The organism is Microbispora rosea (genome assembly GCF_044460045.1).
Taxonomy (GTDB): domain Bacteria; phylum Actinomycetota; class Actinomycetes; order Streptosporangiales; family Streptosporangiaceae; genus Microbispora; species Microbispora rosea.
Window position 1 is genome coordinate 68685 of the sequence record NZ_JBITJO010000015.1, and the last position, 17572, is coordinate 86256.

The window sequence follows — 17572 nt, forward strand, 5'->3', positions numbered from 1 at the left end:
TCCTGTAGAGAGGTGGGTGGCATGAAAATCGTTCTGGTCGAAGGCGACATCACCGAGCAGCGAGTGGACGCGATCGTCAACGCGGCCAACTCGTCGCTCATGGGCGGCGGAGGGGTGGACGGAGCCATCCATCGGCGCGGTGGCCCCGAGATCCTCGAGGAGTGCCGGGCACTGCGCGCCTCCCGGTACGGAAGGGGGCTGCCGACCGGGCAGGCGGTCGCGACCACCGCCGGGCGCCTGCCCGCGCGATGGGTGATCCACACGGTCGGCCCCGTGTACTCGCGGAGCGAGGACCGATCCCATCTGCTCGCCTCCTGCTATCGGGAGTCGCTCGTCGTCGCCGACGCGCTGGGCGTCGGCACGGTGGCGTTCCCCGCGATCTCCACGGGGATCTACCGGTGGCCGGTCGAAGACGCCGCCCGCATCGCGATCACCGCGGTACGGCGGGCCGCCCCGGCCGTGGTGGAAGAGGTGCGCTTCGTGCTGTTCAACACCGCAGCCTATGCGGTGTTCGATTCGGCCCTACGGGACATCGGATAAGCATTGGGCCAAAATTTTCAGAGCCACTTGAGCATGTAGATTTCGTCGCGGTCGTCGCCGGGGGCCACCCGGATCGAGCGAGGCACCCGGCCGACCTCCCGGTAGCCCACGCTCGCGTAGAAGCGGTCCACCCCGGTGCCGCCGCGGCAGGTCAGCTGCAGCGCCTCCAGGCCGAGCGACCTGGCGGCGTCGTCGGCGGCGAGCAGCAGCGCCCTGCCATAGCCCTTGCCCTGGTGCTTGGGGTGGACCATGACGCGCAGCAGCCACCGCCAGTGCGCCCGCAGGCCCGAGCCGTTGTCGCCCAGGATGAGCCACGCGCCCGGGGCGCCGTCGTCGCCGTACCCGACGAGGAGGCTGTCCGGGGCCCCCGGCCCGGCGGCGGCGCGCGTGCGGGCGAACGCCTTGTCCGCCGTCGGCCTGACGTCGTCCGGCGTCACGGGAGGCACGAAGCCCACCGCGCCGCCCGCGTTGGTGACCTCCGCCCAGCAGCTCAGGAGCTCCTCGAAGAGCTCGGGGGTCATCTCCGGGTCGAGGACGAAACGCATGGGCCGGACGTTATCAACCGCCCCGTCCGTCAACCGCGGGGGGAGACGCTGCTCCAGGGCAGGGTCACTTCGCCGAGCCGCCAGCGGCCCGGACCGCCCGTCGGCGGGGTCGCCTCCACCGGCCAGTCCCGCGACAGCAGCTCGGCCGCCTTGATCCAGCGCTGCCGCGTGCCGTACGCGCCGAAGGAGGCGCAGGCCGCCCAGGCGCGGTCCCAGTCCGCCAGGAACGCGTGGATCCGCTCGCCGGGCACATTGCGGTGGATCAGCGTCTTGGGCAGCCGTTCTGCCAGGTCGGAGGGGCGCTCGAAGCCGGTGAACCGGGCGGCGAGGGTGAGCGTGCGCGGCCCGTCCGCGCCGAGCGCCACCCAGGTCGCCCGATGGCCGATCTCCGAGCAGGTGCCCTCCACGAGCACGCCCGAGGGGTGCAGGCCGGCCCGCAGCCGGTGCCAGTGGTCCCACGCCTCGGCCTCGCCGTACTGCCGCAGCACGTTGAAGGCGCGCACGATCATCGGCGGGCGGGGGACCGGCAGCTCGAAGCCGCCCCTGACGAACGTCAGCCCCTCCCGCTCGTACGGCTTGGCCGCCGCGACCCGCTCGGGGGAGATCTCCACTCCCACCACCTCGACCGTGGGGCAGACCCGGCGCAGCCGGGTGAACAGCTCCGTCGTCGTGGTGTGGGACGCGCCGTAGCCGAGGTCCACGACCAGCGGCGCCGCCCCCGCCCGGGCCGAGCGCAGCAGCGGGCCGTACACGGCGGCGATCCAGCGGTCGCAGCGGCGCAGGCGGTTGTGCCCGGTGGTGCCCCGCGTGACCGTCCCGACGGGCCGGACCGGTCTCATGTCCCCGCTGTGACCCGGTGCACCTTGTGCTGGGCGGCCTGCGCGCGGGGCCGGACGACCAACCTGTCGATGTTCACGTGCGACGGGCGGGTCACGGCGAAGGCGATCACGTCGGCGACGTCGTCCGCGCTCAGCGGGTCGGGGACGCCCTCGTAGACCTTGGCGGCCCGCTCGGCGTCGCCGCGGAAGCGGGTCAGCGCGAACTCCTCGGTCATCACCATGCCCGGCGCGATCTCGACGACCCGCACCGGGTCGCCGCACAACTCCAGGCGGAGGGTCTCGGTCATCGAGGTCTGCGCGTGCTTGGCGGCGCAGTAGCCGCCGCCCCCCTCGTACGACACCAGCCCGGCCGTCGAGGTGAGCATCACCAGCACGCCGTCCCCCGACGCGATGAGCTTCGGCAGCAGGGCCCGGGTCATGCGCAGGGACCCGAGGACGTTGACGTCGTACATCCGCTGCCAGTCGTCCACCCGGGCCCCGGCCACCGCTTCGAGCCCGAACGCGCCGCCCGCGTTGTTCACCAGGACGTCGCAGCGGTCCAGCGAGGCGGCCAGCGCGTCCACCGACGCCTGGTCGGTCACGTCCAGCGTCACCGGGCGCACGCCGGGCACGTCGGCCGCCAGCTTGTCGAGCCGGTCCCGCCGCCGCGCCGCCGCCACGACCCGGTATCCCTCCGCGGCGAGTCGGCGGGCCGTCGCCTCGCCGATGCCGCTGCTCGCGCCGGTCACCACCGCGGTCTTGACCGCGGTCTCGGTCGCAGGATCGCTCGCCGCGGGATTGGTCGCGGGATTGGTCATCGTCACCGCCATCGTCCTTCCCCATCGCCTCGTTCGGCAGGCGACATCCTCTCAGGACACCCGATGCTCACCGTTGTCGGGGAATCCGGTGATGATTTTGGTGGTTATAACGCTCTCGGAGGTGGTTCGGGTGTCGGTGTTACGGCGTCGGGTCAACCGCGTCGCGACCATCAGCGTGCACACGTCCCCGCTGGACCAGCCGGGCACGGGGGACGCGGGCGGCATGAACGTCTACATCCTCGAGGTCGCCAAGCGGCTCGCGGCGCTGGGCATCGAGGTGGAGATCTTCACTCGCCGCACGGCCCGTGATCTGCCGCCGGTCGCCGAGCTGACCCCGGGCGTGCTCGTACGCCACGTCACCGCGGGGCCGTACGAGGAGCTCGACCGCGCGGATCTGCCCGGGCAGCTGTGCGGCTTCCTGTCCGGCGTGCTGCGCACCGAGGCGATGTACGACCCCGGCCGCTACGACGTGATCCACTCGCACTACTGGCTGTCGGGCCAGGTGGGCTGGCTGGCCAAGGAGCGCTGGGGCGTGCCGCTCGTGCACACCATGCACACGATGGCCAAGGTGAAGAACCTCCTGCTCGCCGAGGGCGACAAGCCCGAGCCGGCGATGCGCGTGCTCGGCGAGGAGCAGGTCGTGGAGGTCGCCGACCGCCTGATCGCCAACACCGCCGCGGAGGCCGAGGAGCTGATCAGCCTGTACGGCGCGCCGCGCGAACGGGTGGCGGTCGTCAACCCGGGTGTGAACCTCGCCGTCTTCCAGCCCGCGTCCAAGGGCGCGGCGCGCCGCCGCCTCGGCCTGCCGCAGGACGCCCACGTGCTGCTGTTCGTGGGCCGCATCCAGCCGCTCAAGGCTCCCGACGTGCTGCTCAGGGCCGCCGCCCGGATGCTCGTGGAGGACCCCTCGCTGCGGTCGCGGCTCGTGGTGGCGTGCGTGGGCGGGCCCAGCGGCAACGGCCTCGCCCACCCCTCCCTGCTCAGCGACCTCGCGGCCGAGCTGGGCATCACCGACGTCGTACGGCTCGCACCGCCCGCCCCGCAGCCGGAGCTGGCGGACTGGTATCGGGCCGCCGACGTGACCGTGGTGCCCTCGTACAACGAGTCGTTCGGACTGGTCGCACTGGAGTCGCAGGCGTGCGGCACGCCGGTCGTCGCGGCGGCGGTCGGCGGCCTGCGCACGGCCGTCAAGGACGGCGTGTCCGGCGTGCTGGTGACGGGACACGACCCGCACGACTGGGCGCGCGAGCTCGCCGCGCTGGCCCGGCGTCCGGACCGGCTCGCCGAGCTGGCCGCCAACGCCGTGCAGCACGCCACGGGCTTCGGCTGGTCGGCGACGGCCGCCCGGCTGGCCGACGTCTACGCCGGCGCCATGGCCCAGCTCCACCGGACCCCCGTCGCGGTCAACTCGTAGGCTGGGGCGTATGAGACCGGATCTGGAAGCCGTCATCGCGTCGGCGCTGGAGTCCGCCGAGCTGTCCTACGAGCGGCCGAAGCCGGGCGCGTTCCTGGTCAAACTGCCGGGCCAGCACAAGCTCGCCACGCTGACCTGGCTCGTCGTCGGCGACCAGGCGCTCAACATCGAGGCGTTCTTCTGCCGGCAGCCCGACGAGAACCACGCCGAGTTCTACCGCTGGCTGCTCCACAAGAACGGCTCGATGTACGGCGTCCACTTCGCCGTCGACGACACGGGCGACGTGCACCTGGTCGGCCGGCTGCCGCTGGACGCGGTGACCGAGGAGGAGATCGACCGGGTGCTCGGCTGCGTCCTCACCTACTCGGACGAGTCGTTCGACCGCGCGCTCGAGCTGGGCTTCGCGACGTCCATCAGGCGCGAGTGGGAGTGGCGGGTCAAGCGGGGCGAGTCGCTGGCCAACCTCCAGGCCTTCGCGCGGGTGGTCGAGTCCTGACCAACGGGACGTCTGCCGCACGCCGATAGGATTGGCCGCATGGCGACTTTGGTGCTGCTGCGGCACGGCGAGAGCGAATGGAATGTCAAAGGCCTGTTCACCGGCTGGGTGGACGTCACACTCTCGCCGACCGGCGAGGAGGAGGCGCGGCGCGGCGGTCAGCTGCTCCTGGAGGCCGGCATCCGGCCCGACGTGGTGCACACCTCGGTGCTCACCCGGGCCATCAGGACCGCCAACATCGCGCTTGAGGCGGCCGACCTGCTGTGGCTCCCGGTCAAGCGCTCCTGGCGGCTGAACGAGCGCCACTACGGCGCGCTCCAGGGCAAGGACAAGGCCCAGACCCGCGCGGAGTTCGGCGACGAGCAGTTCATGCTGTGGCGCCGGTCCTACGACGTGCCGCCGCCGCCGATCGCCGACGACGACGAGTACTCCCAGCTCGGCGACGGCCGCTACTCCCTGCTGCCCTCGGAGCTGGTGCCGCGTACCGAGTGCCTCAAGGACGTCGTGGGGCGCATGCTGCCGTACTGGTACGACGACATCGTGCCGGACCTCGCGGCCGGTCGCGACGTGCTGGTGGTGGCGCACGGCAACTCCCTGCGCGCGCTGGTCAAGCACCTGGAGGGCATCAGCGACGCCGACATCGCGGGCCTGAACATCCCCACCGGCATCCCGCTGCGCTACGAGCTGGACGCCGACTTCCGTCCGATCGGAAGGGGCGAGTACCTCGACCCTGAGGCCGCCAAGGCCGCCATCGAGGCCGTCGCCAACCAGGGCAAGAAGTAACCTCTCACGTCTGTCACGAAGGCCGCGTCCCGCTGTGGGGGCGCGGCCTTCGGTCACTTGTAGGCGACCGGCCTCTTCGCCGTGCCGGGGAACACCTGGACCAGGAGTTCGACGGCGCCGTCCGGGGGATAGGCCACCTGGTAGACAAGCTTGCGGCCGCGCAGGTGGACCCGGACCCGGTACGAACCCGGGCCGCGTGTGATGAGGTCCTTCAGCACCGGTCCGTCAACGCCGTACAGCTGCAGAGACCCGGTCGGGCTCTCGTACCCGACCTCGACCACCTCCTCCCAGCCTCCGGTCTCCAGCGGCGGACGCCGGGTGTAGGACTCGACCGTTACACAGGCATGGCCGATCTCGTCGGCGGCCCAGATCGCCAGCGTGCCCCGGCCGGTTCCCACGAGGTTTTCCACCAGCTCCGGGGGATCGCCCTCGTAGCCGTCCTCCTCGCCGCCAATGGTCCAGAACTCGGCCCACAAGGTGGCCCGGCGCTGCCGTACGGGCCTGATCTTCGGTCGGTGCCGCGGGTGCGCCGCGCAGGCCCGCTCCTTCTTGGCGACGTACGCGTCCTCTTCCGCCTGCTGACGGCCGGCCTCCGCCTGCCGCGCGCGGGTCACGGCCGGGCACAGGCCCGCGAGCATGTTCGCCAGGGACGCTTGGGGTGCCTCCTGGACCGCCCGAGCGTGGATGTCTCCTCCGTGCCGGGTCGCCAGCGCGCACAGCTGGCGCCCCTGGGCCACGACGTCCTGGTCGGAGACCTCGTCCCACCCCTCCACGCCGGAGTCGTACGGGCGGTCGTAGCCGCGGACCGCGCAGAGGAAGCGCTTATCCGTCTCGCTCAGCCCCTTGACCGTGCCGTCGCCGAATCCGGCACAGTCGAGTTCCCGTTCGGTGCTCACTTTGCCGGGCGAGGCCGACGCCGCAGGGACGAGGACGACCGCGGTCACCGCCAGGACGGCCGCCGCCGTACGGACGACCGGGCCGCGCCGTACGAACGCGCGCCGGGGAGCGCGTACGGCGAGCAGGACGAGGATCGGTGGAAGGCAGTCGTAGAGCCCCCACCCGATCTGCCGGGACAGCAGCTCGGGCGGCCCCCACATCGCTTCGCACGCGGGGCCGAGCGCCGCATCGAGGGTGGGGAGCAGGAAGAGGGGGAGGTCGAGGACGAGCAGGACGACGGCGACGCAACGGCCGATGATCCTGCCGAGTCCGGCCCGCCCCCTCCGGACGCTCAGATACCAGCCCGCGAAGCCCAGGACGATAAGCGGCGCCCCGCCGTACGAGAAGAGGGGAACGGCCTTCACGGGATAGGCCCAGGGGGAGATTTGATCGTAGATGTCCCACCCGAGGCAGGAGCCCGAGGACATCGACAGGTAGCTCCGGCTGCCGTAGTCGCCGGTCAGGGTCCATATGACCCAGAAGAAGAGGGAAGGAGCGACTGCGGTCAGCGTCGCCGCCGCCCAGCCCTTGGAGACGCGGTGCACCCATGATCGTCTCGGCACGGGAGCGAAGACTATTCGGCGCGTGCGACAAACGACCCAGAGTCTGGCGATTCGAGGGCACGCGAAAGCCCCGGCCCCCCGAGGACCGGGGCTTTCGCGCCCCCGTACGCTGCCGCGTCAGCCGGCGAGGGCGTCCGCGTCGCGCGTACCCGTGACGAGGTACACGACGTCGCGGGCGACGCGTACGGCGTGGTCGGCGTACCGCTCGTAGTAGCGGCCGGCCAGCGTGATGTCGATGGCGGCCTCGATGCCGTGCTCCCAGTCCTTGGAGAGCAGGACGCGGAAGAGGCGGCGGTGACGGCGGTCCATCGCGTCGTCGTCCTCCTCCAGCTCCTTGGCGAGCTCGATGTCGCGGGAGGCGATGCAGCTGCCCGCCTTGGTGATCAGGTTCTCGGCGATGGCGCCCATCTCGACGAACGTGTCACGCAGCTCGGCCGGGATGGCGGACTCGGGGTGACGCATCCGGGCGAGCTTGGCGATGTGCTCGGCCAGATCGCCCATGCGTTCGAGGTCGGCCGCCATCCGCAGGGCGGTGATGACGGTACGCAGGTCGACCGCCACCGGCTGCTGCGTGGCCATCAGCTCGAAGATCGAGGCTTCGAGCTCCTGGTGCAGCCGGTCGACCTCGTTGTCCTGGGAGATGACGCTCTCCGCCAGCTGCAGGTCGGCGTCGAGCAGGGCGGTCGTACCCCTCGACATGGCCGACCGCACCAGGCGGGTCATCTCCACCAGGCGGTCGGTCAGGGCCGCAAGCTCTTCGTGATAGGCGTCGCGCATGGCCGCCACGCTACGCGCGGGTCGATGAACGAATTTCGACCGCCGGATGAACTTTTCCGGAAACAGGGCCGTCGTCCCAGGTGAGGTAGGTGGAAGAACCGGAAATGCCGCCTAGGCTGCTGAATGTGAACGAGTTGCTGGCGAGCATGGCGGCGTTGGGCGGATTCGTCCTCGGCTCCTTCGTCATGCTCGCGATCCGACGGCAGACGGACAAGCCCCGCACGCCGGAACCAGAAGACGACGGCCTGCCCCCAGGGGTGGCGTCGGTGCTCGCCGTGCTGCCCTCCTCGGCGGTCGTCCTCGACCGCGAGGACCGGGTGCTGCGCGCCAGTTCGGCCGCCCGCGCCTTCGGCCTCGTACGCGGGGAGTCGCTGATGGCCGCCGAGCTGCTGGTGCTGGCCAGGAAGGTCCGCAGGGACGGCGAGATCCGCGAGAGCGAGATAGAGACGGCAGGCCGCAAGTTCGGGCAGGAGTCCACGTCGTTCGCGGTGCGGGTCGCTCCCCTCGGCTCCCACGGGCAGGTGCTGGTGCTCGCCGAGGACCAGACCGAGCGGCAGCGGGTCGAGGCGGTGCGCAGGGACTTCGTCGCGAACGTCAGCCACGAGCTCAAGACGCCGGTCGGCGCGCTGAGCCTGCTCGCCGAGACCGTCGAGGACGCGGCCGACGACCCCGAGGCCGTGAGGCGGTTCGCCGGCCGGATGCAGCACGAGGCCGCCCGCCTGACCTACCTGGTGCAGGACCTGATCACGCTGTCGCGGATCCAGGGCGGCGAGCCCATCCCGGCGCCCGACCAGGTGCCCGTGGACGAGACCGTGCACGAGGCCATCGACAGGTGCAACACGAAGGCCTCGGCCAAGGACATCGCGCTCGTCGCGGGCGGCACCGAGGGCCTGAAGGTCTGGGGCGACGAGGAGCTTCTCGTCACCGCGCTGCGCAATCTCATCGACAACGCCGTCGCCTACAGCCCCGAGCACACCCGCGTCGTGATCAGCGCCAGGCCGGCGGGGAACGCCGTCGAGCTGAGCGTGAGCGACCAGGGCATCGGCATCCCGGAGAACGCGCAGGAGCGCATCTTCGAGCGGTTCTTCCGCGTCGACGCGGCCAGGTCCCGGGCCACCGGCGGCACCGGGCTCGGTCTCGCGATCGTCAAACACGTGGCCGTCGCCCACGGCGGCGAGGTCGCGGTGTGGAGCAAAGAGGGCTCCGGTTCGACCTTCACTCTTCGCCTTCCCGCGTTCGGCGGTCAGGCGGTCCCCGTACCAAGCACGACCATTCCCCAGGAGGCCGCTCAGTGACTCGGGTACTCGTCGTCGAGGACGAGGAGTCGTTCTCGGACGCCTTGTCGTACATGCTGAGGAAAGAGGGGTACGAGGTCGCGGTGGCGGCCACCGGCCCCGACGCGCTGGACGCGTTCGACCGCAACGGCGCCGACCTCGTCCTGCTCGACCTGATGCTCCCGGGCCTGCCCGGAACCGAGGTGTGCCGCTCGCTCAGGCAGCGGTCGAAGGTGCCGGTGATCATGCTGACCGCCAAGGACAGCGAGATCGACAAGGTCGTCGGCCTCGAACTGGGCGCCGACGACTACGTGACCAAGCCGTTCTCGTCTCGTGAGCTGGTGGCGCGCATCCGCGCGGTGCTGCGCAGGCAGGGCGACGTCGAGGAGGTGGAGTCGGCCGTCCTGGCCGGGGGACCGGTCCGCATGGACGTCGACAGGCACATCGTGGCCGTGCGCGGCCAGCAGGTGCAGCTCCCGCTGAAGGAGTTCGAGCTGCTGGAGGTGCTGCTGCGCAACGCCGGGCGGGTGCTCACCCGCGGCCAGCTCATCGACCGGGTCTGGGGCGCCGACTACGTGGGCGACACCAAGACGCTCGACGTGCACGTGAAGCGGCTGCGGGCCAAGGTCGAGGCCGATCCGTCCAACCCCCGCTGCATCCTCACCGTGCGCGGCCTCGGCTACAAGTTCGACCCCGCCGACGAGTGAGTCCGTGCGGGCTCGTGCGGCTCGCGCGGCCCCCTGACGTGAAAGGAGCCCCTGTCCGGCCGGACAGGGGCTCCTGCGCGTCTACGCGGCCGTCAGCCGGCGTTCGCGGCGGGCGTCTCGGAGGGAGCGGCCCCCGTGGTCTCCGAGGTGGCGGCGGAGTCCGAGGCGGCGGTGTCGGTCGGCGCCGGGCTCCCGGTGGGGAGCGACGAGGTCGTCGGCGTGGCGGTCGGCGCGGGCGGCAGCGTCGCGAACTCGCGGCTGCGCGCGATGACCGGCACGGTGAGCGCGACGTCGCCGGCGTTCTTGAACTGGAGCGTGAGCTTGATGCTCTCGCCGCCGCGCAGCGGCGTCTTCAGGCCCTCGACCGTGACCCCGGGGGTCTTGGCGAGGGTGCCCGGCTGGAGGTCGATGGGGCTCTGCACGCTGACCGAGGTGGCCTTCTGCTCCTCGGGGACGATGCTGGTGAGCTGGTCGGCGGTCCCCGTGCTGTTCAGGAGAGTCAGGTAGAGCGACGCCGACCCGCCGGCGGCGAGCTGCTGGCCGGAGTCCGGCCCGAGGATGAACGCCTGCGGGATCATGACGCCGTTCTTGCCGTATGCCTTGCCGGCGCCGTCGCCGTTGGTGAGGACACCCGCCTCGTTCGGCGCGTACGGCGCGTTGGTGTTGGCGTCGAAACCGGCGCCACACGCGGCCAGTGCAGGGATGGCGGCGGCGAGGAGCGCGGCAATGGCGATCGCCCTGCGACGGCTGCTGCTGGTCACGGTTCGAGGTCTCCTTGGTACGCACGTGTATGGGCAGCAATCACCTTATCCGCGCCGGTCACCGGTCCGGCGTCGGCTCCCGGTCCACGGGCCGCAGCACTGCAGGTCATCCGGTATGTCCTGTATGCCGATTCACAGAGTGGATGGCTTGTCAAGCCCCAAAACGAGGCTTTGACCTGCAGTTATGTTCCTTTCACTGTTCCGGGAGGCGGTAACCGCGTGGTACCCTGGAGTACAGCGGAAGGGGTACTCGTCACATGACTTTCCAGGTCGGCGACACTGTCGTCTACCCCCACCATGGGGCTGCTCGGATCGAGGCCATCACGACCCGAACCATCAAGGGTGAGGAAAAGACCTACCTGGTGCTGAAGGTCGACAAGGGCGACCTGACCGTACAGGTACCAGCGGAAAATGCCGAGCTCGTCGGTGTGCGCGACGTCGTCGGCCAAGAGGGACTCGAGCGGGTGTTCGACGTGCTGCGCATGCCGCACACGGAGGAGCCCACCAACTGGTCCCGCCGCTACAAGGCCAACCTTGAGAAGCTGGCGTCGGGGGACGTCAACAAGGTGGCCGAGGTGGTGCGCGACCTGTGGCGGCGCGACAAGGAGCGCGGCCTGTCCGCCGGTGAGAAGCGCATGCTCGCCAAGGCGCGCCAGATCCTCGTCAGTGAGCTCGCGCTGGCCGAGAAGACCAACGAGGACAAGGCGGAGGCCCTGCTCGACGAGGTGCTGAACTCCTGAACATCACATCGCCAAGGGTGGGCGTCGGAGTCGACGTCCACCCTTTCGCATCTGGTAGGGAGCTTCACCTCGCCGGCCTGTTCTGGCCGGGGGAGACCGGGCTGGCCGGTCACTCCGACGGCGACGCCGCCGCGCACGCCTGCTGTGACGCGCTGCTGTCGGCGGCCGGACTCGGAGACGTGGGCGCGCTGTTCGGCACATCCGATCCCCGCTGGGCGGGTGCCGCGGGCGTGACCCTCCTGGAGGAGGCGGCCCGCCAGGTGCGGGCGGCAGGATTCGAGATCGGCAACCTGGCCGTTCAGATCATTGGAAACCGCCCGAAGGTCGCGCCTCGACGCGCGGAGGCGGAGAAGGCCCTCGGGGCCGCCGCAGGGGCGCCGGTGAGCGTCAGCGCGACCACGACCGACGGCCTCGGGCTCACCGGCCGCGGCGAGGGCGTGGCGGCCATCGCGACCGCCCTGATCCTCCCGGCGTGAATGGTCCGTTCCAAACGGACATGCCAACCTCAACGAGACCCGGTGCGTCTCACTAACGCGTGGGCGGCGGCTCGAACCAGGCGCGGAATCGAGTCGCCGCCCCTTTTTTCTTTCATGGCGCGCATATTCCCGTCGCATGGGGTACTCCACACTCCGAGGATGAAAGGGTCACCCTCATCGGGAGGTCGATATGACAATCGAGTCCATTCTCGGCGCCATCGTCATCGGTGCGGTCATCGGCGCTCTGGGCCGCCTGTTCCTGCCGGGCCGCCAGCCGATCGGCTGGATCCTGACGATCGTCGTCGGCATCGTCGCGGCGCTCATCGGTACCGCGCTCGCCCAGGTCATGGGTGTCGACACGACGCCGGGCATCGACTGGATCGAACTCGTCATGCAGGTCGTACTGGCCGTCGTCGGTGTGGGCATCGTCGCCGGCCTCAAGCGAGGGTCGCGGGTGTAAGCCCTCGTTCGGTGGGGCGGCCCCCGCCCTCACCCCATAGCGCGCAGGCCCGTCCGGCTCCCCAGCCGGGCGGGCCTGCGCGTTCTACTGCCGAGTGCGTCGAGTCGCCGGCCACTCATGGCCGGCGAACGATGCGCACGGGTCGCGTAACGGCCGCGGGGTGCGCGTGGACAGCGTGAGGCAGGCAGTGTGAGGCAGGCGCTGTGAAGCGGGCAGTGTCAGGCGGGCCATTGTCAGTCCGGGCACTGTCAGTCCGGGCATTGTCAGGCGGGCGGGCGGGGCGTGCTGCGCATCCGGCCGGATGGAGGCGCCATCGGGACAGTTCCCTGCCCGGTTCCCTCCTCGGCGTCCACTTCAGCGTCCTGCGTGGTGTCCTGCTCGGCGCCCCCGGGCTCCAGCGTGCCCTGACGTTCGCTTTCCGCGGCGTACGGCCCCCGCACGCCGTCCTGCTCGCCGGGGTCGGCGCAGTCCGATGCGTGGGCGGGATCCGGCACGTCCCTGATCTGGCGGAGCGGCTGGGTGTCGACGCCCGCCTCGTCTTCGGGCCGCTCCGGCTCGGCGTCGGCGGGCTCGTCCTGTTTGGGGCGGGGGTGCACGAGGACGTCACCGGTGTGCGGCCGTACGAGGTCGCCCCAGCGCACGGGACGGTTGCGGCGGGGCTGCGCCAGGCGTCCGCCCGTTTCGGCGGGAGCTGCCGGTGCCTCCGCAGCGGACTCGGCGGCCGTCTCGGCGGCGTCGCGCTCCGCGTCGCGGGCGTGCTCGTCCGTGGCCGTCTCGGCGACAGGCTCCGTCACCACCGGTTCTGAGACGACCGGTTCTGCGATGACCGGTTCTGCGACGACCGGTTCTGCGGCGGCCGGCTCGGCCCGTTCCGTGACGGGCGGGGTGCGGGGCGCCGCGGTCGGAGGCACGACCGGCAGGACCTCGGGCTCGTCCTGCGCCTGGTCCGGACTCGTCTCGGATACGGCTTCGGTTTCCGGCGTGGGTTCGGGGACGGCCTCCGTGATCGCCTCGGACGGCAGTCGTACGCCGTCCTCGTCGGTGTCGGGGGTGACGACGCGTGGCCCGGCCTCGTTCTCGGCCTGCGGAGGGGTGACGGGCAGCGGCGGGGCGTACTCGGGCGGCGCGACGGTCTCGGAGACCGGGCTGACCGGTAGCGGAGGGACGTAGCCGGGGGGCGCCACGGCCTCGGGAACCGGCTGCAGGGGTGGCGCGCCGTGCTCCTCGGTGACGGTGTGCGCGGGTGCGGGACCATCCTGCCCGGCCACCGGATAGGGGGCGGGGACGGCGGCCCGGGGCTCGCGCGCGCTGTCGAAGGGCACCAGGTCGACATCGGAGTCGTCGTCGGGGTCGTCGTCGTCGTCCAGGTCGGCCCGATTGGTGCGCACATGCTTCAGCAGGAGCAGCAGCAGCCACAGCCCGACGGCGAGCAGCACCCAGGGCGACAGGGCGACGACGAGAGCGGAGGCGTCGGGGTCGAAGGAGACGCCGACGGCGGTCGCGGCGTTCGCGGCGGCGGCCGACGCCAGGAGCACGAGCAGGACGAAGCCCGCCTGCAGGCGGACCAGGAAGCGCGCGTTCCGCAGCAACGGCACGCTGACCAGGGCGACGACCAGCAGAACGTCGAACGCGGCGGGATACAGGTAGGCGAGCCGCGGCTCGGCGCGCCCGGAGACGGCCAGAGCCCGCAGGTCGTCGAAGGACAGCGCGCAGGCGATCCCCGCGAGCACCGCGAGGGCGGCGCCCGCGAGGCCGATGGCCAGGCGGCGCAGCACCAACGGGATTCCGGAGGGGGTGTTTTGGGACGGGCGGGAGGCCGTGCCTGCCGCGCCGGGGGGAGTCACGTCCATGGCGTTTCGAGCCTACAGAATCGGAGTGACGATCGATCGCACTCGCGTGATCACCTGTTTCGTGTCGGAACCGGCGACTGCGCCGGGAACCTCCGATGCGATCCCGGCCCGGTGCGTTCCGGTCGGGTGCGTTCCGGTCGGATGGGTTCCGGTCGGGCGTCCGGCCGCGTGGCTGGAGCGGGGCGAGCACGCGGGCGTGGGCTGCGAGAGCGATGCGGCGCCCAAGGCGGGGACTCCGCCGGCGGTCGCGGCGTGTTCCTTCGATTGTCGGAGGCGGTCCGGCGACGCTGCGTGTCCGGCCGGGCCCCGGGAGAGGCGGGCGTGCGTGATGCGGACTGCCGTACGGATCGTTACGGGTTTTATCTCGGGTTATATCGGGACTTATGTGTCGGAAGTTTCCATGATCGGCCACACTAAGCCGTTCACGGACGCCCAACTAGCCCTGTGCTGCGCTGTCAGGCGTTAGCCTTGCCTTCGTGAGCCTGCACCTCTACGACACCAGCACGCGTACGGTCCGTGAATTCGTACCGGTCGAGCCCGGCCGGGTCTCGATGTATCTGTGTGGTGCGACCGTTCAGGCTCCGCCGCACATCGGGCACATCAGGTCCGGAGTGAACTTCGACGTTCTCCGCCGGTGGCTCCTGCGGCAGGGCTATGACGTGACCTTCTGCCGCAACGTCACGGATCTCGACGACAAGATCATCAGGGTGTCCGCCGGGGAAGGCGTGCCCTGGTTCGTCGTCTCCGAGCGCAACCAGCGCGCCTTCACCTGGGCGTACGACCATCTCGGCTGCCTGCCGCCCACCGTCGAGCCCCGGGCCATGGGCCACGTGCCCGAGATGATCGAGCTGATGCGGCGGCTGATCGACAAGGGGCACGCGTACGCGTCGGGCGGCGACGTCTACTTCGACGTGGTGTCCTACGCCGACCGATACGGCAAGCTCTCCAACCAGAAGCTGGAGAACCTTCGGGCGGCCGACGACACCGACACCGACTCGCTGAAGCGCGACCCGCGCGACTTCGCGCTGTGGAAGGGCGCCAAGCCCGGTGAGCCCACGTGGCCGACGCCGTGGGGCAGGGGCCGTCCCGGCTGGCACCTGGAGTGCTCGGCCATGGCGACCAAGTATCTCGGCGGCACCTTCGACATCCACGGCGGCGGCGTCGACCTGATCTTCCCGCACCACGAGAACGAGATCGCCCAGTCGCAGGCGGCGGGCGACGGTTTCGCGCGCTACTGGCTGCACAACGGCATGCTCAAGCTCGGCGGCGAGAAGATGAGCAAGTCGCTCGGCAACTCGCTGCTGATCCCCGACATGCTCCGCAAGGTGCGCGCGGTCGAGCTCCGCTACTACCTGGTCGCGGCGCACTACCGCTCGGCGATCGACTACTCCGACGAGGCGCTCCAGGAGGCGGCGGCCGGCTACCGCCGTATCGAGGGGTTCGTCACGCGGGCGGCCGAGGTGATCCACGACGTGGACGCCGCCGCGCCGCTGCCCCAGGCCTTCGTGGACGCCATGGACGACGACCTGAACGTCTCACAGGCGCTCGCCGTGGTCCACGAGGTCGTCCGCGAGGGCAACGTCGCGCTGGCCCAGGGCAACAAGGAGCAGGTCGCCCGGCTGCTCGCCGAGACGCAGAACATGCTCGACGTGCTCGGCCTCGACCCCAGGTCGGAGCAGTGGCGTACGACCGGCGACTCGGGACTCCGGGATGTCGTCGACGCGCTGGTGGCCGTGGCGCTGGAGCAGCGGCAGGCCGCACGAGCCCGCAAGGACTACGCGGCGGCCGACGCGATCCGCGACCAGCTCGCGGCGGCCGGGATCGTGGTGGAGGACACCCCGCAGGGCCCGCGATGGGAGCTGGCACAGTAGGCGTGGCCCTACGCTAGAGACCATGGCGGGAAGGGCTTCAGGGAAGCCGTCGAAGAAGCAGGGGCCGACCAAGGGCACGGGCGGCAAGGTGAGGCGCTCCCTTGAGGGCAAGGGGGCGACGCCGCCCGCGCACATGCGGCACTGGTACAAGGACAAGGCCCGCGCCGAGCGGATCGAGCGCGAAGGCCGGGGCGGCGGGGGCTCGTCCTCGCGTGCGCCGAGCCGTACGCGCCGGGAGGACGCCCCCGAGGTCATCGGCGGCCGCAACCCCGTGGTCGAGGCGCTGCGTGCCCACGTGCCCGCCAACGCGCTGTACGTGGCACAGCGGATCGACAACGACGACCGCGTCCGGGAGGCCATCAAGCTCGCGGCCGACCGTGGCATCGCGCTGCTGGAGGTCAGCAGGGACAAGCTCGACCGGCTGACCGAGAGCACCGTCCACCAGGGCATCGGCCTGCAGGTCCCGCCGTACGACTACGCGCATCCCGAGCAGCTTGTGGAGCGGGCCAGGGACGCCGCCGAGGTGCCGTTGATCGTCGCCCTGGACGGCGTGACCGACCCGCGCAACCTCGGCGCCATCGCGCGCTCGGCGACCGCCTTCGGCGCGCACGGGCTGCTCATCCCGTCCCGCCGTTCGGCGGGCGTCACCGCCGGCGCCTGGAAGACCTCGGCCGGAACCCTCGCGACCCTCCCCGTCGCCCGCGCGTCGAACCTCACGCAGACGCTCCAGGCGTACCGGGAGGAGGGCCTGTTCGTGGTCGGTCTCGACGGCACCGCCACGGTGGACATCGCCGACGTCGAGCTCGCGAGCGAACCGCTTGTCGTGGTCGTCGGCTCGGAGGGCAAGGGCCTGTCCCGCTTGGTCAGGGAGGCGTGCGACCAGATCGCCCGTATCCCCATGAACGCCGCCGCCGAGTCGCTGAACGCCGGTGTGGCCGCCGGGATCGCCCTCTACGCAGTCGCCCAACACCGTCGCCGGTGATTTCACCGTGACGGTATGGCCCCGGGCCCACTAAACTCGTCTGGTAGCAGGCCGCCTTAGCTCAATCGGCAGAGCATCTGTCTTGTAAACAGAAGGTCTGGGGTTCGATTCCCCAAGGCGGCTCTCGTACGACAGGCCCCTGAACAGTAGCTTCGCTGTCAGGGGCCTTGTGCTTGTCTGGACAATCTTGGGATCTTGCTAACACCCCTGCTGACAGGAGACCAGATGACCTTGGAAGAGCACCCGGGCACGTGGACATACGATCCCGAAGCCGGAGCGGCCTACGTTTACCTGCACGGCCCGATTCCGCCCGGCGGTGTCGCTGAAATGGTGACCGTAGACAGGCCGATGGTGAACCTGGACCTGGACGAGAACGGCAGGGTGATCGGTATCGAGATCCTCGCCACGTGGCCAGGCGAACGGGACAACAAAGAAGGCGCTCCCAGGTAGGGGAGCGCCTCTGACAGTGGTAGGGCTCAGGCGGAATTCCTGATCGAGCTGGCGAAGACCTCGGCCGCGCTCGCTCGGCCTGCCACCTCGTCAGGGGCCTGTCGTAGTCCACCGTGGCGGCCGGGATCGCCGCCGCAGAGTCGGTTCGCCCGCGAGGATCCCGGCGGCCGGTGCGGCCGCCGGGACAGGGGCCTGTCGTACGAGAGTCACCTCGGCAAGGGCGATCCCGCCGGTGTGGCCGCCGGGATCCAGCGGGCCAGGGGCCGCTCCGCGACGGGTCGAGGGCGTACAAGGTGATCAGTGCAGGGTGA

General features: G+C 70.9%; 19 protein-coding genes and 1 tRNA gene. 13 read left to right on the forward strand and 7 right to left on the reverse strand.

Annotation, left to right across the window (positions count from 1 at the left end):
* Positions 1 to 21 precede the first annotated feature (21 nt).
* Complete coding sequence (locus ACIBK1_RS37640; protein WP_030510376.1) at positions 22 to 540, forward strand: O-acetyl-ADP-ribose deacetylase; 519 nt, start codon at positions 22 to 24, stop codon at positions 538 to 540.
* A 17-nt stretch (positions 541 to 557) separates the two neighbouring features.
* Here ACIBK1_RS37640 and ACIBK1_RS37645 read toward each other — a convergent pair whose 3' ends face one another.
* The 3 genes from ACIBK1_RS37645 to ACIBK1_RS37655 are packed head-to-tail and all read right to left on the reverse strand — an operon-like array spanning position 558 to position 2721.
* Positions 558 to 1085, reverse strand: a complete 528-nt coding sequence (locus tag ACIBK1_RS37645; RefSeq protein WP_030510375.1) for a GNAT family N-acetyltransferase — start codon at positions 1083 to 1085, stop codon at positions 558 to 560.
* A gap of 29 nt (positions 1086 to 1114) precedes the next feature.
* Positions 1115 to 1924 (reverse strand): class I SAM-dependent methyltransferase, encoded by an 810-nt coding sequence (locus tag ACIBK1_RS37650; protein WP_030510374.1) that lies wholly within the window; start codon positions 1922 to 1924, stop codon positions 1115 to 1117.
* Entirely contained in the window at positions 1921 to 2721 is an 801-nt protein-coding gene (locus ACIBK1_RS37655) for an SDR family NAD(P)-dependent oxidoreductase (RefSeq protein WP_396740508.1), read from the reverse strand. Before ACIBK1_RS37655 ends, ACIBK1_RS37650 begins: the two co-directional genes overlap by 4 nt.
* Positions 2722 to 2851: 130 nt before the next feature.
* Here ACIBK1_RS37655 and mshA point away from each other — a divergent pair, with 130 nt between their 5' ends.
* From mshA to ACIBK1_RS37670, 3 genes are read left to right on the forward strand one after another with little or no spacing between them, the layout of a single operon-like run.
* The gene (gene mshA, locus ACIBK1_RS37660) at positions 2852 to 4135 is read left to right on the forward strand and encodes a D-inositol-3-phosphate glycosyltransferase (protein ID WP_030510372.1); all 1284 of its coding nucleotides are present in this window, start codon (positions 2852 to 2854) and stop codon (positions 4133 to 4135) included.
* Between the two features lie 10 nt (positions 4136 to 4145).
* The gene (locus ACIBK1_RS37665; RefSeq protein WP_396740440.1) at positions 4146 to 4631 is read left to right on the forward strand and encodes a YbjN domain-containing protein; all 486 of its coding nucleotides are present in this window, start codon (positions 4146 to 4148) and stop codon (positions 4629 to 4631) included.
* A gap of 39 nt (positions 4632 to 4670) precedes the next feature.
* The gene (locus ACIBK1_RS37670) at positions 4671 to 5414 is read left to right on the forward strand and encodes a phosphoglyceromutase (RefSeq protein ID WP_396740442.1); all 744 of its coding nucleotides are present in this window, start codon (positions 4671 to 4673) and stop codon (positions 5412 to 5414) included.
* Between the two features lie 53 nt (positions 5415 to 5467).
* On the opposite strand, the gene ACIBK1_RS37675 is transcribed toward ACIBK1_RS37670, so the two are convergent.
* Positions 5468 to 6913, reverse strand: a complete 1446-nt coding sequence (locus ACIBK1_RS37675) for a hypothetical protein (RefSeq protein ID WP_396740443.1) — start codon at positions 6911 to 6913, stop codon at positions 5468 to 5470.
* Between the two features lie 117 nt (positions 6914 to 7030).
* Positions 7031 to 7690: a phosphate signaling complex protein PhoU gene (phoU, locus tag ACIBK1_RS37680; RefSeq protein ID WP_030510368.1), complete on the reverse strand. Its 660-nt coding sequence runs from the start codon at positions 7688 to 7690 to the stop codon at positions 7031 to 7033.
* A gap of 104 nt (positions 7691 to 7794) precedes the next feature.
* On the opposite strand from phoU, the gene ACIBK1_RS37685 reads away from it, so the two are divergent.
* Positions 7795 to 8985, forward strand: a complete 1191-nt coding sequence (locus ACIBK1_RS37685; protein WP_051762175.1) for a sensor histidine kinase — start codon at positions 7795 to 7797, stop codon at positions 8983 to 8985.
* On the forward strand, positions 8982 to 9671 hold the full coding sequence (locus ACIBK1_RS37690) for a response regulator transcription factor (RefSeq protein WP_030510366.1): 690 nt from the start codon (positions 8982 to 8984) through the stop codon (positions 9669 to 9671). The genes ACIBK1_RS37685 and ACIBK1_RS37690 overlap by 4 nt, the downstream gene beginning before the upstream one ends.
* Positions 9672 to 9763: 92 nt before the next feature.
* On the opposite strand, the gene ACIBK1_RS37695 is transcribed toward ACIBK1_RS37690, so the two are convergent.
* Positions 9764 to 10432: a copper chaperone PCu(A)C gene (locus ACIBK1_RS37695; protein ID WP_396740445.1), complete on the reverse strand. Its 669-nt coding sequence runs from the start codon at positions 10430 to 10432 to the stop codon at positions 9764 to 9766.
* A gap of 257 nt (positions 10433 to 10689) precedes the next feature.
* Here ACIBK1_RS37695 and ACIBK1_RS37700 point away from each other — a divergent pair, with 257 nt between their 5' ends.
* The 3 genes from ACIBK1_RS37700 (at position 10690) to ACIBK1_RS37710 (ending at position 12108) form a co-directional block, all read left to right on the forward strand.
* Entirely contained in the window at positions 10690 to 11172 is a 483-nt protein-coding gene (locus ACIBK1_RS37700; RefSeq protein ID WP_030510364.1) for a CarD family transcriptional regulator, read from the forward strand.
* A 17-nt stretch (positions 11173 to 11189) separates the two neighbouring features.
* The gene (gene ispF / locus ACIBK1_RS37705; RefSeq protein WP_030510363.1) at positions 11190 to 11648 is read left to right on the forward strand and encodes a 2-C-methyl-D-erythritol 2,4-cyclodiphosphate synthase; all 459 of its coding nucleotides are present in this window, start codon (positions 11190 to 11192) and stop codon (positions 11646 to 11648) included.
* Positions 11649 to 11838: 190 nt separating this feature from the next.
* On the forward strand, positions 11839 to 12108 hold the full coding sequence (locus ACIBK1_RS37710) for a GlsB/YeaQ/YmgE family stress response membrane protein (protein ID WP_030510362.1): 270 nt from the start codon (positions 11839 to 11841) through the stop codon (positions 12106 to 12108).
* A 263-nt stretch (positions 12109 to 12371) separates the two neighbouring features.
* On the opposite strand, the gene ACIBK1_RS37715 is transcribed toward ACIBK1_RS37710, so the two are convergent.
* Positions 12372 to 13958, reverse strand: a complete 1587-nt coding sequence (locus ACIBK1_RS37715; protein WP_081903819.1) for a DUF2637 domain-containing protein — start codon at positions 13956 to 13958, stop codon at positions 12372 to 12374.
* A 476-nt stretch (positions 13959 to 14434) separates the two neighbouring features.
* Between ACIBK1_RS37715 and cysS the strand changes: the two genes are divergently transcribed.
* From cysS to ACIBK1_RS37735, 4 genes are all read left to right on the forward strand, one after another.
* Positions 14435 to 15829, forward strand: a complete 1395-nt coding sequence (gene cysS / locus ACIBK1_RS37720; protein ID WP_030510361.1) for a cysteine--tRNA ligase — start codon at positions 14435 to 14437, stop codon at positions 15827 to 15829.
* Positions 15830 to 15851: 22 nt separating this feature from the next.
* Entirely contained in the window at positions 15852 to 16811 is a 960-nt protein-coding gene (rlmB, locus tag ACIBK1_RS37725) for a 23S rRNA (guanosine(2251)-2'-O)-methyltransferase RlmB (RefSeq protein WP_030510360.1), read from the forward strand.
* Between the two features lie 50 nt (positions 16812 to 16861).
* Positions 16862 to 16934: transfer RNA gene (locus tag ACIBK1_RS37730), tRNA-Thr, on the forward strand.
* 102 nt (positions 16935 to 17036) lie between these two features.
* Positions 17037 to 17261: a DUF2283 domain-containing protein gene (locus tag ACIBK1_RS37735; protein ID WP_396740448.1), complete on the forward strand. Its 225-nt coding sequence runs from the start codon at positions 17037 to 17039 to the stop codon at positions 17259 to 17261.
* The last annotated feature ends 311 nt before the right edge of the window (positions 17262 to 17572 follow it).

Excerpts from the sequence above, each read along its gene's own strand:
- ACIBK1_RS37640 (WP_030510376.1), top strand. The coding sequence starts at position 22 with ATGAAAATCGTTCTGGTCGAAGGCGACATCACCGAGCAGCGAGTGGAC.
- ACIBK1_RS37645 (WP_030510375.1), bottom strand. The coding sequence starts at position 1,085 with ATGCGTTTCGTCCTCGACCCGGAGATGACCCCCGAGCTCTTCGAGGAG.
- ACIBK1_RS37650 (WP_030510374.1), bottom strand. The coding sequence starts at position 1,924 with ATGAGACCGGTCCGGCCCGTCGGGACGGTCACGCGGGGCACCACCGGG.
- ACIBK1_RS37655 (WP_396740508.1), bottom strand. The coding sequence starts at position 2,721 with ATGACCAATCCCGCGACCAATCCCGCGGCGAGCGATCCTGCGACCGAG.
- ACIBK1_RS37665 (WP_396740440.1), top strand. The coding sequence starts at position 4,146 with ATGAGACCGGATCTGGAAGCCGTCATCGCGTCGGCGCTGGAGTCCGCC.
- ACIBK1_RS37670 (WP_396740442.1), top strand. The coding sequence starts at position 4,671 with ATGGCGACTTTGGTGCTGCTGCGGCACGGCGAGAGCGAATGGAATGTC.
- phoU (WP_030510368.1), bottom strand. The coding sequence starts at position 7,690 with ATGCGCGACGCCTATCACGAAGAGCTTGCGGCCCTGACCGACCGCCTG.
- ACIBK1_RS37685 (WP_051762175.1), top strand. The coding sequence starts at position 7,795 with ATGCCGCCTAGGCTGCTGAATGTGAACGAGTTGCTGGCGAGCATGGCG.
- ACIBK1_RS37700 (WP_030510364.1), top strand. The coding sequence starts at position 10,690 with ATGACTTTCCAGGTCGGCGACACTGTCGTCTACCCCCACCATGGGGCT.
- ACIBK1_RS37710 (WP_030510362.1), top strand. The coding sequence starts at position 11,839 with ATGACAATCGAGTCCATTCTCGGCGCCATCGTCATCGGTGCGGTCATC.
- ACIBK1_RS37715 (WP_081903819.1), bottom strand. The coding sequence starts at position 13,958 with ATGGACGTGACTCCCCCCGGCGCGGCAGGCACGGCCTCCCGCCCGTCC.
- rlmB (WP_030510360.1), top strand. The coding sequence starts at position 15,852 with ATGGCGGGAAGGGCTTCAGGGAAGCCGTCGAAGAAGCAGGGGCCGACC.
- ACIBK1_RS37735 (WP_396740448.1), top strand. The coding sequence starts at position 17,037 with ATGACCTTGGAAGAGCACCCGGGCACGTGGACATACGATCCCGAAGCC.